The sequence below is a fragment of the Flavobacterium sp. RHBU_3 genome, from assembly GCF_046613565.1.
Lineage (GTDB): Bacteria > Bacteroidota > Bacteroidia > Flavobacteriales > Flavobacteriaceae > Flavobacterium.
Map to the genome: position 1 here is coordinate 270,840 of NZ_JBKJHC010000005.1, position 15,337 is coordinate 286,176.

The window sequence follows — 15,337 nt, forward strand, 5'->3', positions numbered from 1 at the left end:
GAGTGATAGTTTTCCGTGTGGTGTTTATAGCAAAGTTAGGCAGTGTTTAGTGAACAAAAACCTAACGAACTGATAGTGTTTTGCTAAAAAAACACCTGACACGTATACTGACATAACGTAATGTGGCACATTTTATGATGCAACCTTAGCAATATATTTTTTTACTACACACATGCGCCAAATAATACTGCCGCTTTTGCTGGTTTTTATAGTAATCAGCGAAATTTACACCTTTATAGCGGTAAAGGAAGCGGTAAAAAACCGCTGGTTCCACTGGGTATACCTTGCAATATCAGTGCTTATCATAGCTTATATTGTTTATTCATTCATGCAGTTTGACCGCAGTAAAGGACAAACCCGCCAAACCCTGTTTACTATAGGGCTAATGCTTATAACCGTAGTGCCAAAGCTGCTTATAGCCATAGTAATGCTGGGCGAAGATATCTTTAGGTTGTTTAATGGTGTTATCCGTGCTTTTGCAGGGCAAACCGGGCAGCCGTTCTTTGCCGAACGCCGCCGTTTTGTAAGCCTTGCCGCGCTGGGTGTGGCTGCTGTGCCGTTCCTGTCGCTGCTGTATGGCATGACCAAAGGCAAATACAATTTTAAGGTACGCAAAACTACCCTTACTTTCCCCGATTTGCCTGAAGCTTTTGATGGCATGTCGATTACACAGATATCCGATGTACACAGCGGCAGTTTTGATGATAAAGAGAAAATAGAATACGCAATTGATCTTATTAATGAGCAAAAAACGGACATAGTACTGTTTACTGGTGATATTGTAAATACCCATGCAACAGAAATGCATCCGTGGATAGAAACCTTTAAGCGTATACACACCCCTAAGTTTGGTAAATACTCAGTATTGGGCAACCATGATTATGGAGAATACGTTTCATGGCCTTCGCAGCAGGCAAAGGATGAAAACTTTAAAGAGATTAAAGACCTGCATAGGCAAATCGACTTTAAACTGCTGCTTAATGAACACGTAAAGCTGAATAAAGACGGTCAACAGATAGCTCTGGTGGGAGTTGAAAACTGGGGTAAAGGCTTTAAGCAGGCAGGCGATCTTAACAAGGCTTCGGAAGGTTTAGGTAAAGATGATTTCAAGATACTGATGAGCCACGATCCAAGCCACTGGGATATAGAGGTGCAAAAGGACGACAGGCATTACCAGCTTACCCTTAGCGGGCATACACACGGTTTTCAGTTTGGTATAGAAATACCGGGTTTTGTAAAATGGAGTCCTGTACAATACGTGTACAAACAATGGGCTGGCCTTTATGAAAACCTGGGCAGGTACATTTATGTAAACCGCGGTTTCGGTTTCCATGCATATCCGGGCAGGGTGGGCATTTGGCCTGAAATTACCGTGCTTACACTAAAAAAAGGTTAATTAGCGCCTTCGTATTGTAAAAATGCTATATTTGTATGAAAATTTCCTAATAACAAAGGTTTTTAGAGTATTTTAACACAGCCAATTTATGTCAAAATTCGGAGAACTTATTAACTCGCCGGTTCCTGTGCTGATTGATTTTTATACGGAATGGAATGAGCCTTCTGTAGCCATGCACCCTGTAATCAGGGATGTAGCTGCTGCGCTGGGCGATAAGGCTAAGGTTATTAAAATTGACGTGGATAAAAACCAGGAACTTGCCGATGCGCTTCGTATTAAAGGTTTGCCTACGCTTATGATCTATAAGGGCGGCGAAATGGTATGGAGGCAAAGCGGCGAACTTGATGCCAATACAATCATCGGCCTGGTAAAAGAACAGTACTAATACGGTAACAGACCAAAACGGTACCGTTCCCTTTTTAAATATTCTATGGCTCGTGGCAGTGCATACTGCAGGTTGCGGCGTGCTTTTTCGCTGTCATGGAATATTATAATACTGCCGTTTTCCACATTATTTATTACATTCTTCAGGCATTTCTCAGGAGTAATGTCTTGGTCGAAGTCTGCACTAAGTACATCCCACATTATCAGCTTAAATCCTTTGTGCCTCATGGCCGATGCCTGCTTGCGGCTCATTTTGCCATACGGCGGACGGAATAAGCGCGTGCCTTCGGGTTTGTGCTTTTCTATGGATTTCTGGCACAACTCGGCATTTTTTACATAGATTTCGTCATCTACCACCCAACCGTTAACGTGATTAAAGGTGTGGTTTCCTACAGCATGCCCGGCTGCTATAACCTGCTCAAAAACTTCGGGGTGTTTTTCTATGTTATCACCTATGCAAAAAAATGTAGCCTTAATGTCGTGGCGTTTCAGCACATCCAGTACCCAGGGAGTAACTTGTGGTATGGGACCGTCGTCAAAGGTAAGGTACACGGTTTTCTCCCTCCGGGCTACATTCCAGATGAATCCCCCGAAGAACTTCTTTATAAACCAGCGTGTTTTTACCCAGTAAAATCCCATAGCTAAAAAAAGATGCAGCCGAAGCTGCATCTGTATTTGTGTTATTTTCCTTTTGCTGTATCGGCAGCTTTTGCTTTGTTAGTGTCTAACGCTTCAATATCTAAAGAGTCTTCGGGTTTTGCTTCACCTTCGTTTTCCCTTCTGTATTTCCCTACTTTTTGGTTAAGCTGGTTAAACTTAGGATACTCTTTATTATAGTATTCGTCATCTCCGTTTTCCTGCGCCAGCCACAGCAGACTGCGATAGCGTTCTATATCGGTAGCAATGTCGTTGCGTATATACGTTTGGTCACTTGGGCTTACGCCGGCATAAAATACAAGGCTTTCCTGGTATTTTTTAATCAGTATATCTAATACTTTATGTGCACTTTGTTTATCGCCTAACTCGTAGTAACCTGTAATAAACGGCTCCAGTAGCGTATAGAAACCATACTGTTCTACTGGTAGCTTGGTCATGGCCAGGTCTATTACCTTACGTGCTCTTACTTTATCGCCTTGGTCTATTAGTGCCTGCATTAGCCTTGCCATATTGGTACGGTAGGTAATGCTGTTTTTACGGGTTTCCGGATCATGGTAAATGTTCGGGCTTTCACTGTTACCCCATTCCCAGTGCATAACAATGTCGTACATTTTGTTGGTGTCTATACGACCCATATCCAGTGGGCTGCCATCTTCGGGTATTGCAGTTTTTAGAGGTACAAGTTTATATACCATACCGTCAAGCTGAAGGTAGTCCTTCATCCATAGATAATCGTCATCGCCAAAACTACCGCCGGTAAAATATATAGGTCTTTTCCAGTTGTTGTTGTATACAATGTCCAGCATCATAAGGCGGTTCTTGTATAGAGCGTCACCTTTTATAGTAAAGTCAATATACGGTACTATGCTGTCAGCCAGCTCAGGACTTACAATTTTGTTTTTAAGTACCGAAGCCTTGTCTACGTTAAAACGGATTTTGTTAGTAGGGTAGTAGTTTACCCAGTGGCCGTTGTTCAGCTGGCGTTTTAGCCTGTTGTCGTCGCTGCCCATCAGTTTAAGGAAGTAACTCAGGTCTATGCGCTCATCAGTACCCGGTATGTACAGCATATAATCGCGTGTACCTTGTTTGTATTGGTCGTGATTAAAGGTTATAGGCATAGGCTCGCTTTCATAAGCCTTGCGTTTCATTTGGTCTATGTACCAGTCCGTCATAAACAGGCTGGTGTTTACAATACGTACGTCGGTGCGGTAGCCCTCTATTTCCTGGGCATACCATAGCGGGAAGGTGTCGTTGTCACCAATGGTAAACAGTATTGCGTTTTTATCGCAAGACGACAGGTATGCCTTAGCCATAGCCAGTGCGGTATAGCGGTTAGCACGGTTGTGGTCGTCCCAGTTTTGGCTTGCCATAAGAACCGGGGCCGCCAATAGGCATACTGCGGTAACGGCAGGTAGGGCTATCTTCGGGGTTACATATTGTTTTATCCATTCGTAAATGGCATATACTCCAAAGCCCAGCCAAATGGCAAATACGTAGAATGAGCCCACAAGGGCATAATCCCTTTCGCGTGGTTCGAATGGTCTTTCGTTAAGATATATTTTTAATGCAAGCCCTGTAAACAGGAATAGGGTAAGCAGTACATAGAAACTCTTCATATCCCTTGTGGCATGGTAAGCTAAACCTAAACATGCTAAAAGGAATGGTAGCAGGTAGTATACGTTACGGCCTTTATTGTTTGCCTGGTCGCTTGGCAGGTTTTCCTGGCTGCCCAACCTAATTTCGTCAAGGAATTTAATTCCCGAAATCCAGTTGCCTTCAAGGTCGTCATAGCGACCCTGTAGGTCATTTTGCCTTCCGGCAAAATTCCACATTAGGTAACGACCGTACATGTAGCCAAACTGGTATTCAAACATGAACTTCATGTTCTCTGCAAAGCTTGGTTTTTCTACTATAAGATAAGAACCGTAGTGGTTAAGGAACTTGTTGTAATCAGTAAAATCAAGTTGGCCAGAGTGGTATGAGGCTTTGAATTCGGCAATAACCTGCTCTATATTGGCACGTGCTTCTGCTACAGCCTGGCCTACTTCTTCTTCGCTCATTTGGTCTACCGGAAGCCCCATGCGGTATAGGTCTTCAGAGAAATCATAAGCAGGATCCAGCCTGAAGGCAGGAGGTGCTGTAAAGTTCATATAGTTTGCTGCGCTTTCCGGGTTCCACATACGTGGCATAAAGCCTTTGTGGTTGTTGTCGGTGTTCTGCTTAGCGTTTTTATATTCGTTTACTATAACGTACTTGCCAGAGTTGTAATCACGCTGGTAGTTAGGTTTTTCGTCTTCATACGGGTGGTCTTTATCCAGGCCGCTGTACGTATCAGTATACATAGGGCCGTAGAATAGTTTTTGCTCACCATACTGCTCACGGTTGTAGTAAGCCAGTACTTCGGTGGCATCACTTGGGTTGTTTTCGTTTATAACCACATTAGCGTTAGCGCGTATCGGCAGCATCATCCAGGTGCTGAAACCTATAAGTATAAACAGTATGCTTAGCAGTATGCTGTTGTACATGGCAAGGCCTTTCTTTTTAGTATAGCCAAGACCAAAGTAAAATACCGCTACTATAGCCAGGAACATAAAAATAGTACCCGAGTTAAACGGCATGCCAAGAGAATTTACCATGAATATTTCAGTAATCCTGAAAAGCGCCATGGTGTATGGTAGCAGTAACTTAAAGATGAACAGTAGTATAGCTATGATAACAATGTTTGCTATAATGAAGTTCTTTACCGTTACCGTTTTGTAATTTTTGAAGAAATATATAAAGCCAATACTGGGAAAGGCAAGTAGTGCCATAAAGTGTACCCCGAACGAAAGGCCTATAATCAGTGATATGATTAGTAGCCATTTGTTGCCGCGTGGCGTGTGCATGTCCTGCTCCCATTTAAGGCCAAGCCAAAGCAACAGGGCTATAAATAACGATGCCATGGCATAAACCTCGGCTTCAGTAGCGTTAAACCAGAAACTATCGGTAAAAGTAAAGGCAAGTGAGCCTACAGCACAAGAAGCAAGTATGGCTTTAAGGTTGCTTTCGCTTAGTTCAGAATATTTGCTTACAACTGATTTCAGTACCATGGTACCTGACCAGAACATAAACAGTATGGTAAAGGCACTGGAAAGTACCGAAACCATATTCACCATAAGGGCTACATGCTCTTTGTCTATTGCGAACATGGACATAAAAGCGCCCATCATCTGGAAAAGCGGCGCTCCCGGAGGGTGGCCTATTTCAAGTTTGGCTGAAGTAGATATGTACTCCCCGCAATCCCAAAAGCTCAAAGAAGGTTCTACAGTTAATGAATACGTGATTAGGGCAACCGCAAATACGGACCATCCCACAATGGTGTCCCATTTCCTGAAATTGAATGTTGTCATGTATGGTGAATTATCCTGGATATAAATTCTAAATGCAAAGAAACTATTTTTTTGCCAATGATAAAGGATATTGTGTTTTTTTGAATGAAAAAGAGGCCATATCTCAAAGTGTAGCGTTTCGTTTTTTCCATTTCGACTGTAGCGAAGCGGAATGGAGAAATCTCAATAGAATGCCATTAGTGATTTAACTTCGTTGAACCTTCGGTGTCTCGACTCCACTGCGTTTCGCTCGACCCAAGGGTTATACCCGAATAGGCGAAGCAAATGGAACTGAATCATATTTCGTTTTCCCTGCCAAAGCGCATAAACCAGCCGTTGCAGGTATTAAATGTTCCTTTGTGTTTTTCGTACAGTGCGGTATCACCGTTTTCCTGCATAACCTGTAGTAAGATGCGGTAGCGCTCTATCTGCATTACAATTTCATTTGCCTGACGGTTTTGTTCCACAGCAGAAAGTGAATGGTAATACCCCAGACTTTCCTGGTACTTGCGGGTAAGCTGTGCCAGTAATTGCTGTGCTTTTGCTTTTTCACCTACTCGATAATAACCTTCGGCAAATGGTGTAACCATGGTGTAATACCCAAAAAGGTCTACAGGCATTTTTTCCATGGCAAGGTCTATCACTTCACGTGCCTTGTCATATTGTCCTTCTTTTATAAGGGTGTCGCTCAGGCGTGCCATATTTGCCCTAAAGGTAATACCGTTGTGGCGGGTTTCGGGGTCATGGTATATTTTGGCGTTACCGCTGTTCCCCCAGTCCCAATGCTTTACCGTGTCATACGATTTTTCGCTGTCCACGTAACCCAACTCAAACGGCGAGGCATTTTCGGGTGCTTCAGTGCGTACGGGTACAAGTTTTAGAACCAGCCCCTGTGCTTGCAGGTAGTTTTTCATCCAGCCATAATCGGCAGCTTCGCCGGTACGGCCGGTAAAACAGATAGGTCGGTCCCAATTGTTATTGGCTATAATGTCCAGCATGGCCATATTGCCTTTGTAAATGGCGCTTTTAGGTAGGTCAATATCAATAAACGGAACTATAGAGTCATATTTGTGCGCTGGCAGCACCTTGTTTTTTACAACCTTTTGCTGGTCTACCGTCAGCCTGAGTTTATTGGCGGGGTAGGTATATGCCTTGCGTCCGTTTTCAAGAGTTATAGTAGTGCGTTCATCATCGGTGTGGATAAATTTCATAAAGTCGCCCATGTCTACGCGCTTGTCGGTACGTGGGTCGTACAGCAGGTAATCGCGCGTGCCGGCACGGTATTGCTCATGGCTAAAGTTTATTGGCAGTGCCTCCGAAGTGTAGGTTTTTCGTTTCATCATGTCAATATACCAGTCGGCATTAAGCAGCTCTGTACACACCACGCGTACATCGGTGCGGTAGCCCTCAATTTCCTGTGCATACCATAGCGGGAAGGTGTCGTTATCGGCGGCGGTAAACAGTATGGCATTTTTGTCGCAACTGTCCAGGTAGGCTTTTGCCATGGCTACTGCGGTGTAGCGGTCGCTACGGTTGTGGTCGTCCCAGTTTTGAGTAGCCATACGTACGGGTACTGCCAAAAGTATAAGTACAAGGGCAACGGGTGCAAGCATGGGTGCCTTCAGGTATTTTTGAGTGAACTGCTGTACGGCAAATGCTCCCAGCGCTATCCATATTGCAAATACATAGAACGACCCTACCAGTGCATAGTCGCGCTCGCGGACTTCGAAAGGTTTTTCATTCAGGAATATTTTAAGGGCAATACCTGTAAACAGGAACAATACCAGCAGGGTATAAAAACTCTTTGTGTCTTTCCTGGCGTGGTACACAAGCCCTATTATACCCAGTGCAAATGGCAGCATATAATACAGATTACGCCCCTTGTTGTTTTGCATGTCCGATGTAAGGCTGTCCTGAGGGCCAAGGCGGGCTTCGTCTATAGCGGTAATGCCGCTCATCCAGTTGCCATTTACGGCATCCAGCTTGCCTTGCTCGTCGCTTTGACGGCCTGAAAAATTCCACATCAGGTACCGCATGTACATATATCCAAACTGGTAGCTGAACATATACGACAGGTTTTGTTGCAGTGTAGGCTTTTCTACCACAAGATAACGCCCGTAATTTTTCAAGAAGTTGTCGTACTCCTCATTCCCCATTTCGCCTTTAGCATACGCTGCCCTGAATTTGGCTATAATGCCTTCAAGTTGCGCACGTGTGCTGTCTATGGCCTGTGCCGCTTCTTCTTCGCTTAGGTTGTCTATATCTACGCCTGCATGCGCCAGGTCGTCGGTAAAATCATATTGCGGGTTAATGTGGAATGCCGGAGGTCCGGCAAGCGCCATGTAGTTTACCGCCATATCGGGGTTGTTCATGCGGGGCATAAAACCTTTGTGTGCATTGTCGGTATTCTGGCGGGCGTTTTTATATTGGTTTACAATTTCGTATTTGCCTGTTTTATCGTTTCGTTCGTAGTTTGGCTTTTCATCTACATACGGCTGTTTTGCATCCAGGCCTGCATAGGCTTCGGTATACATAGGGCCATAGAATGTTTTTTGTTCCGGGTACTGTTCACGGTTGTAGTAAGCCAGGAGTTCGGCAGCGTTGTTCGGGTTGTTTTCATTAATAACAATATTGGCATTGGCGCGTATGGGTAGCATTATCCAGCACGAAGCACCTATCAGTATAAAAAGTATACACAGTATGCCGGTGTTTGCGGCAGCCCAGCCTTTTCGAGCCGAATAGCGCAGGCTAAAATAAAACCCACCTATCAGTAACCCAAAAGCCAGTATGGTACCGGAGTTAAAAGGCAGCCCGAAGGTATTCACCATCAATATTTCCGTTTTGCCAAAGAATGCCATTGTGTACGGCATAAGGAAAGCAAATACAAAGAACAGTAATGCTACAATGCCGATATTGGCAATGATAAAGTTTTTTATGGTGATTTTATTGTAGTTCTTAAAATAATAGATAAGCCCTATAGACGGCAGTGTAAGCAGTGCCATAAAATGTACCCCGAACGATAGCCCGGTAAGCATGGCTATTAGCAATAACCATCGGTTGCCTTTAGGGTTGTGCATTTCATTACCCCAGCGCAGGCCACACCACAAAATAAGTGCTATAAACAGGGAAGCCAGTGCGTATACCTCGGCCTCTACGGCGCTGAACCAAAAACTGTCTGAGAACAAAAAGGCAAGCGAACCCACGGCAGCTGCACCCAGTATCAAGCGGTTTTGATGTTTGTTATCCTCTGTTTGTTTTGGTAGCAGGTCTTTTAATATCAGCGTAAGCGACCAAAACATAAAAAGTATGGTAAAGGCGCTGGCCAGTACCGATACCATGTTTACAGCAAAGGCTACCTCTTTAGTGTTTAGTGCGAAAGACGCAAACACAGCCCCCAGCATCTGGAAGAGTGGTGCTCCCGGCGGATGGCCTATTTGCAGCTTGGCCGAAGTGGAAATATATTCGCCGCAGTCCCAGAAACTCATGGTAGGCTCGGCGGTGGTATAGTAAATTATTAATGCTGTGATGAATAGCAGCCATCCGGCCAGATTGTTCTGTTTTTTAAAGGTAAAGTTTTTCATAAACAGTTTTTTTGGTTGTTACAATAAACGGCAGAATTGTTCCTAAAGTATTCGTAGCAATGCTGAAATTACAAAAAATCTCTGTTTTTTCAAGTATTTGATACTGTTTTTGTTGGGAGGTTTATGAGGTGTTTTATTCCGGAATTTTAAATTTTTTTATGCGCTACATTTGGAAAAAACAAAATATGTAGTACATTTGCACTCGCAATAAGCAACCACGATGGTCTATGGTGTAATGGTAACACTACTGATTTTGGTTCAGTCATTCTAGGTTCGAGTCCTAGTAGACCAACTGGTAAGCCTCCCAAACGGGAGGCTTTTTGCTTTTATAACCTTTTCTGTTTTTTGTAAAATAGTATTTGAGTTTATGTGTAAAGATGTTTTTAAAAGCCAATCTTTGTAACTTTGTTGCCTGCGACTTTTAGACTTTATAAACTTTACGATTTTATATACTACAATTGATATCTAAAAACACCATAGACACCGTTTTTGAAACCGCCCGTGTAGAGGAGGTAATCGGCGATTTTGTAGTGCTGAAACGCGCAGGAACCAACCTTAAAGGTTTGAGCCCGTTCAGTAATGAAAAGTCGCCCTCGTTTATGGTGTCTCCGGTTAAACAGATATGGAAAGACTTTAGTTCTGGTAAGGGTGGTAATGCCGTGGCATTCCTTATGGAGCACGAGCATTTCAGTTACCCCGAAGCCATTCGTTACCTTGCCAAAAAATACAATATTGAGATAGAGGAAACTGAGCAAAGCGATGCTGATAAGGAACAGGCCAACGAAAAGGAGAGTATGTTCCTGGTGTCGGAGTTTGCCCAAAAGTATTTCCAGAATATAATGCTGAATACCGATGAGGGGCAGGCTATAGGTTATTCGTACTTTAAAGAGCGTGGCTTTACCGGCGAAACCATAAAAAAGTTTGGCTTGGGTTATTCGCCCGAAGCTTATGAGGCTTTTAGCAAAGAAGCGCTGGGTAAAGGCTATAAGCTGGAGTATATGGAAAAAACCGGCCTTACCATAGTGCGTGAAGATGGCCGTATGGCCGACCGTTTCCGGGGTAGGGTAATGTTCCCTATACTAAGTATGAGCGGGCGCGTGCTGGGTTTTGGTGGGCGTATATTGGGTAACGATAAAAAGGTAGCCAAATACCTTAACTCGCCCGAGAGTGATATTTACCATAAGAGCAAGGTGCTGTACGGTATTTTTCATGCCAAGCAGGCCATTGCTAAAAAAGATAACTGCTACCTTGTTGAAGGTTATACCGATGTGATACAAATGCATCAGGCAGGTATAGAAAACGTGGTGGCATCGAGTGGAACGGCATTAACGCCGGACCAAATCAGGTTGGTGAGCCGCCTTACCAAAAACATCACGGTGCTTTTTGATGGTGATGCTGCGGGCTTGCGTGCTTCGGTACGGGGGATAGACCTGATACTGGAGGAAGGCATGAATGTAAAGGTATGTACCTTCCCGGAAGGGGATGATCCTGATAGCTTTGCAAAACGTACTCCGCACGATGAGCTGGTAAATTACCTGGAAAATAACGCTAAAGACTTTATACAGTTTAAGGCCTCGCTGCTTATGGATGAAGCGAAGCAGGATCCTGTAAAAAAGGCAGGTCTTATCCGCGATATGGTAACCAGTATTTCTAAAATACCCGACCGTATACAGCGTGAAGTGTACATACAGGAAACTTCGCGCATTATGGATATTAATGAGCAGGTGCTGGTAAGTACGCTGGCTCAGATTACCACCAAGGATATAGCTGATGCCGATAAAAAGCTGAAAGAAGACCGCAAGGCGCAGGCTATGAAACCTGTGACGGATGAAATGCCGGAAAATCGTGAACGTGTAAACATACTGGAGCGTGTAGAGCGGAAAATGATAGAAATATTACTGCTCTATGGTGGTAATGAGGAGGAGTTTGAGGATGTGTTTATAAAGTTTGACGAGTTTGGTAAAGAATACGAGCATACCGAACGTAAGGAGTATAAGGTGTATGAGCGTGTTTACCTGAACCTTCAGGAAGATGAGATACAGTTTACCCATCCGTTGTTCAGGGACTTGTACGCTGCCATAATTAATCATTATATGACGCACCAAAACCTGGTACCTGAAGAGTTTTTAAATGCGCTCCCTCCGGAGCTGCAATATGAGGCGGCTGATATTTTTATGCAGGAAGAACGCTATCATGTACATGAGTGGGAAGAGCGCAAGCAAATACCTGTAAAGCATAAAGCCCTGTCTATAGCGGTGTATACAAATGAGCATATTGCCGACCTGAGATGGCTGCTGCTGGGGCGCCTGATTCAGGATCTTAAAATGCAGGTAAGCCCTGAGGCTGATAATATGGAGATATTAATGGCGGTAAATGACTACAATACGCTGGTAAATTACCTTTCTCGAAAACTGAGCAGGTTAAGAAGCAGCTTTTATTAAGCAAAAAAATAGCGCCCCGGGAAAAGGGCGCTTAATTTTTTAATACCTAAGGGGGTATTTTTGTCTTAAAAGCGTTTTGTGAGTAGTGGTGTTTTCCTTTTGCCTGTACTGTTTTGTTATACTATATCCAGCGTTTTGGCTTTGTTTACAAGGTCTACAAGGTTTGTAACGTGTAGCTTTGTAAGCAGTCTGAGCTTGTACGTGCTGATTGTTTTTTCATTCAGGTCCAGCAGGTGTGCAATCTCTTTGTTCTTTTTTCCTTCGCTAAGGTAGCGCAGTACTTCAATTTCCCTTGAAGAGAGTTTGCGGTACAGGCGTTCGCTTTTCTTGCCTTTGTTTAGCAGGGCAAGGTTTTTCTTAACCGCGTCGCTAAATACAACATCACCTTCGTCTACCTTTTTTATAGCACTTTCCAGGTCTTCAAGCCGCGAGCTTTTGTGTACATAGGCAGATATACCCGCCTTTAAGGCATTTGGAGCATAAATTTGCTCTGCCAGGTTTGTAAACACAACAATTTTAGTGTCCGGAAAATCCCTTACAAGGTTCTTTACATTGCTTATGCTTGTAAGTCCCTCTAATTCCAGGTCTACTACGGCTATGTCAACCGTTTTTTTGCTTAAAACCTCAATAAGTGCATCCAGGTTATTTACCACACCCACAAAGCTAATCTGCGGATTGTCATTGAAATACGACTTCATTCCGTAATGAACCACCGGGTGGTTATCCGCAAGGCATAACTTAATCATAACTGCATGTTTTGGGTTCTACATACAGTAAAATTAACCATTAGTTTCTTAAAGATTTGTGAATGAAAGAATTTTATTTCAAATTTTTAGGTATTTCACACACCGGAATCGGGTTCATTTTGTGCTGATTTATCGTATTAAGACGTTTATAAATGTCAAAAACCTCTTTTTCGCGCCCGGTAAATTCATGACTTTCTTTCCCGAAGGCATCCTGCTGCATAGCCCATTCCAGCTCCTCATAAGAAGCTCCTATCTGGTCTTCATCGCTACGGTCATCGCCAAAAAGCCCGTCGGTAGGTTTGGCTACCAGTATGCTGTTTGTCACGCCCAGATGCCTTGCCAGTATGCGTACTTCGGTTTTGGTAAGGTCGGCTATAGGGCTTACATCTACACCGCCATCGCCATATTTTGTATAAAAACCTACGCCAAAGTCTTCTACTTTGTTACCGGTTCCTGCTACTATAAAACCGTGAATTCCGGCATGGTAGTATAGGGTAATCATACGAAGGCGCGAACGGGTGTTGGCTTCGGTATGGTCAGTAAGCGCCTGGGTAGGTGCGGCGGGCACCTGTTCTTTAAAATGGATAAAAGTGCTGGTAAGGTCGGTTTCTACAGACGAAACGTTGCTGTAATTTTCTTTTAGCCAGTTTATATGTTCCTTGGCGCGGCTTACATGGCTTTCGGCTTGGTGAATGGGCATTTCTACGCATAGGGTAGGTAGCCCGGTTTGTGCGCAAAGTGTTGATGTTAAGGCAGAATCAATTCCGCCTGATATGCCTACAACAAATCCTTTTGCTTTTGCGTTAGCTGCATAATCGCCCAGCCAGTTTACTATATGGTTGTTAATAGCCTGTGCTTCAAATTTTGAATGTACTTGCATTGCAGTATAAATTATAATGGTTGTGCTATATTTGCCATAAATTTAGAGAATCCTGTTTAAACAAAGCAGCAATAAAACATAAAATGAGAAAATACCTGTTACTTCCGCTGGCAGCGCTGCTGCTGTTTTCGTGTAAGGATGAGAACAAAGTGGAGGAGAAAATAGCCGAACTTCCTGCTGAAGATATTAAGATAGAGCGTTTTGATAAGATTTTCTTTGAAAGTACGCCTGCGCAGCTACCGGAGCTTAAAAAGAAATTTGATTTCCTTTTCCCGAAGGAAGTGCCGGATAATGTGTGGCTGGAAAAACAGAAAGATCCTTTCCAGAAGCAATTATATGCTGAGGTGCAAAAGAAATACCCTAATGTAGACACGCTGCAGGAAAATATTACAGACCTGTACCGCCACATGAAATATTATTACCCTACTGTTACAAAGCCAAGGGTAGTAACACTTGTGTATGATGACCTGGATATGAAATGCGTGTATACCGGCGATCTTATATTGATTCCGCTAAGTATATATTTAGGAGAAAAAGATGAGCTTTATGTGGGTAGTATGGATAACTACCACCTGCCGGAGCATAACCCGTCTCAAATACTTCCGGATATTGTTACGGCTTTCAGTAAAAACAAAATTGCTCCTATAAAGAACAACAACTTCCTTTCATACATTATTTATTATGGCAAGGAGCTTTACATGAAGGATATGCTGATACCCGAAGTAAAGGATAATAATAAAATAGGCTATACTGCCCAGCAAATGAAGTGGACTAAGGAAAACGAAACAGAAATTTGGCGCTACTTTGTAGAAAACAAGCTGTTTTATGATAACGATCCTAAGTTGCTTACCCGTTTTGTGCAGCCGGCGCCGTTCAGTAAATTCTACCTTGGGTTTGATAACGATACTCCGGGCAGGCTGGGGCAGTGGATAGGCTGGCAGATAGTGCGCTCGTACATGGAGCATAACAAAGGGGTAAAGCCAGAAGCAATGCTGGCAATGGATGCCCAAACAATTTTTGACAATTCTAAATACAAACCCGAAAAGTAATGGCTAAACAAGTAGTAAAATCTGAAATAAAAGTTACCATAGAACTGGATGATAACCGAGTACCCGAAAAACTAACCTGGACAGCGCGCGATGGTGGCGTGGTGGCACAGCCCACAAAGGCAGTAATGCTAAGCGTGTGGGATAGCAAACCGCAGGAAAGCATGCGTATAGATTTATGGACTAAGGATATGCCGGTAGATGAAATGAAAGTGTTTTTCCATCAGACGCTGGTAAGCATGGCCGATACCTTTCAGCGTGCTACAGGCGATGAAAAAATGGCCGATACCATGCGTGATTTCTGCGATTACTTTGCAGAGAAGCTGGAACTGAAAAAAGAGTAAGTGAAAATGGTTAAGTTAAGACCTTTTGTTGCTGAAGATATTTATGATGTAGTGTCCCTTTTTAGGGACACTATTCATTTTGTAAATGCTAAAGATTACACAATAGAACAGCTTAATGCCTGGGCTCCGGCGCAGATAGACGGTGCACGGTGGTGCGCTAAGCTTGTGGAGCATTTTACTGTGGTGGCAGAGTCAGGGGGTGTAATATGTGGTTTTGGAGATTTGCATGATAACGGTTACTTCGACCATCTTTTTGTTCATAAAGACTATCAGGGTATTGGCGTGGGGTCGTTAATTGTAAGAGAAATTGAACGCTCTGCAGTAGCCAAAGGAATTCCTGTTTTAGAAGTGCATGTTTCTATTACGGCTAAAACTTTTTTTCTGAACAAAGGATATGTTATAGAAACCGAACAACAGGTGGAATATAACGGACAGTTATTTACAAACTTCCGAATGAAAAAACAGTTATAAAACAAAAGCGACTAAACCAGGTC

The 15,337-nt window shown here is 43.3% G+C and carries 11 protein-coding genes and 1 tRNA gene; 7 read left to right on the forward strand and 5 right to left on the reverse strand.

What is annotated here, in order from left to right; genetic code table 11:
• Positions 1–172 precede the first annotated feature (172 nt).
• A complete protein-coding gene (locus ACLI1A_RS09400) occupies positions 173–1,396 on the forward strand; it encodes a metallophosphoesterase (RefSeq protein ID WP_411408394.1) in 1,224 nt (407 codons plus the stop codon).
• A gap of 88 nt (positions 1,397–1,484) precedes the next feature.
• Positions 1,485–1,781, forward strand: a complete 297-nt coding sequence (locus ACLI1A_RS09405; RefSeq protein ID WP_411408395.1) for a thioredoxin family protein — start codon at positions 1,485–1,487, stop codon at positions 1,779–1,781.
• Here the strand turns inward: ACLI1A_RS09405 and ACLI1A_RS09410 are convergent.
• From ACLI1A_RS09410 to ACLI1A_RS09420, 3 genes are all read right to left on the reverse strand, one after another.
• Entirely contained in the window at positions 1,778–2,449 is a 672-nt protein-coding gene (locus ACLI1A_RS09410; RefSeq protein ID WP_411408396.1) for a polysaccharide deacetylase family protein, read from the reverse strand. The genes ACLI1A_RS09405 and ACLI1A_RS09410 overlap by 4 nt on opposite strands.
• Positions 2,450–2,460: 11 nt before the next feature.
• Positions 2,461–5,826 carry a DUF2723 domain-containing protein gene (locus ACLI1A_RS09415; RefSeq protein WP_411408397.1) on the reverse strand — a complete coding sequence of 1,122 codons (3,366 nt, stop codon included), beginning with the start codon at positions 5,824–5,826 and terminating at the stop codon, positions 2,461–2,463.
• Between the two features lie 275 nt (positions 5,827–6,101).
• The gene (locus ACLI1A_RS09420) at positions 6,102–9,386 is read right to left on the reverse strand and encodes a protein O-mannosyl-transferase family (RefSeq protein ID WP_411408398.1); all 3,285 of its coding nucleotides are present in this window, start codon (positions 9,384–9,386) and stop codon (positions 6,102–6,104) included.
• A 221-nt stretch (positions 9,387–9,607) separates the two neighbouring features.
• Between ACLI1A_RS09420 and ACLI1A_RS09425 the strand changes: the two genes are divergently transcribed.
• Both ACLI1A_RS09425 and dnaG read left to right on the forward strand, forming a co-directional pair.
• A tRNA-Gln gene (locus ACLI1A_RS09425) sits at positions 9,608–9,678 on the forward strand.
• 166 nt (positions 9,679–9,844) lie between these two features.
• Positions 9,845–11,827, forward strand: coding sequence for a DNA primase (gene dnaG, locus ACLI1A_RS09430; protein ID WP_411408399.1), 1,983 nt, complete (start codon positions 9,845–9,847; stop codon positions 11,825–11,827).
• A 116-nt stretch (positions 11,828–11,943) separates the two neighbouring features.
• On the opposite strand, the gene ACLI1A_RS09435 is transcribed toward dnaG, so the two are convergent.
• Positions 11,944–12,573: a LuxR C-terminal-related transcriptional regulator gene (locus ACLI1A_RS09435; RefSeq protein WP_411408400.1), complete on the reverse strand. Its 630-nt coding sequence runs from the start codon at positions 12,571–12,573 to the stop codon at positions 11,944–11,946.
• Between the two features lie 73 nt (positions 12,574–12,646).
• The gene (gene nadE / locus ACLI1A_RS09440) at positions 12,647–13,453 is read right to left on the reverse strand and encodes an NAD(+) synthase (protein ID WP_411408401.1); all 807 of its coding nucleotides are present in this window, start codon (positions 13,451–13,453) and stop codon (positions 12,647–12,649) included.
• 83 nt (positions 13,454–13,536) lie between these two features.
• On the opposite strand from nadE, the gene gldB reads away from it, so the two are divergent.
• Genes gldB through ACLI1A_RS09455 form a run of 3 tightly spaced genes read left to right on the forward strand, consistent with a single transcriptional unit; the run spans position 13,537 to position 15,314 of the window.
• Positions 13,537–14,502, forward strand: coding sequence for a gliding motility lipoprotein GldB (gene gldB, locus ACLI1A_RS09445; protein WP_411408402.1), 966 nt, complete (start codon positions 13,537–13,539; stop codon positions 14,500–14,502).
• Positions 14,502–14,843, forward strand: coding sequence for a gliding motility protein GldC (gene gldC, locus ACLI1A_RS09450; protein ID WP_411408403.1), 342 nt, complete (start codon positions 14,502–14,504; stop codon positions 14,841–14,843). The genes gldB and gldC overlap by 1 nt, the downstream gene beginning before the upstream one ends.
• Positions 14,844–14,849: 6 nt before the next feature.
• Positions 14,850–15,314, forward strand: coding sequence for a GNAT family N-acetyltransferase (locus ACLI1A_RS09455; RefSeq protein ID WP_411408404.1), 465 nt, complete (start codon positions 14,850–14,852; stop codon positions 15,312–15,314).
• Positions 15,315–15,337: the final 23 nt, after the last annotated feature.

Excerpts from the sequence above, each read along its gene's own strand:
- nadE (WP_411408401.1), bottom strand. The coding sequence starts at position 13,453 with ATGCAAGTACATTCAAAATTTGAAGCACAGGCTATTAACAACCATATA.
- ACLI1A_RS09435 (WP_411408400.1), bottom strand. The coding sequence starts at position 12,573 with ATGATTAAGTTATGCCTTGCGGATAACCACCCGGTGGTTCATTACGGA.
- gldB (WP_411408402.1), top strand. The coding sequence starts at position 13,537 with ATGAGAAAATACCTGTTACTTCCGCTGGCAGCGCTGCTGCTGTTTTCG.
- ACLI1A_RS09410 (WP_411408396.1), bottom strand. The coding sequence starts at position 2,449 with ATGCAGCTTCGGCTGCATCTTTTTTTAGCTATGGGATTTTACTGGGTA.
- gldC (WP_411408403.1), top strand. The coding sequence starts at position 14,502 with ATGGCTAAACAAGTAGTAAAATCTGAAATAAAAGTTACCATAGAACTG.
- ACLI1A_RS09400 (WP_411408394.1), top strand. The coding sequence starts at position 173 with ATGCGCCAAATAATACTGCCGCTTTTGCTGGTTTTTATAGTAATCAGC.
- ACLI1A_RS09420 (WP_411408398.1), bottom strand. The coding sequence starts at position 9,386 with ATGAAAAACTTTACCTTTAAAAAACAGAACAATCTGGCCGGATGGCTG.
- ACLI1A_RS09405 (WP_411408395.1), top strand. The coding sequence starts at position 1,485 with ATGTCAAAATTCGGAGAACTTATTAACTCGCCGGTTCCTGTGCTGATT.
- ACLI1A_RS09455 (WP_411408404.1), top strand. The coding sequence starts at position 14,850 with ATGGTTAAGTTAAGACCTTTTGTTGCTGAAGATATTTATGATGTAGTG.
- ACLI1A_RS09415 (WP_411408397.1), bottom strand. The coding sequence starts at position 5,826 with ATGACAACATTCAATTTCAGGAAATGGGACACCATTGTGGGATGGTCC.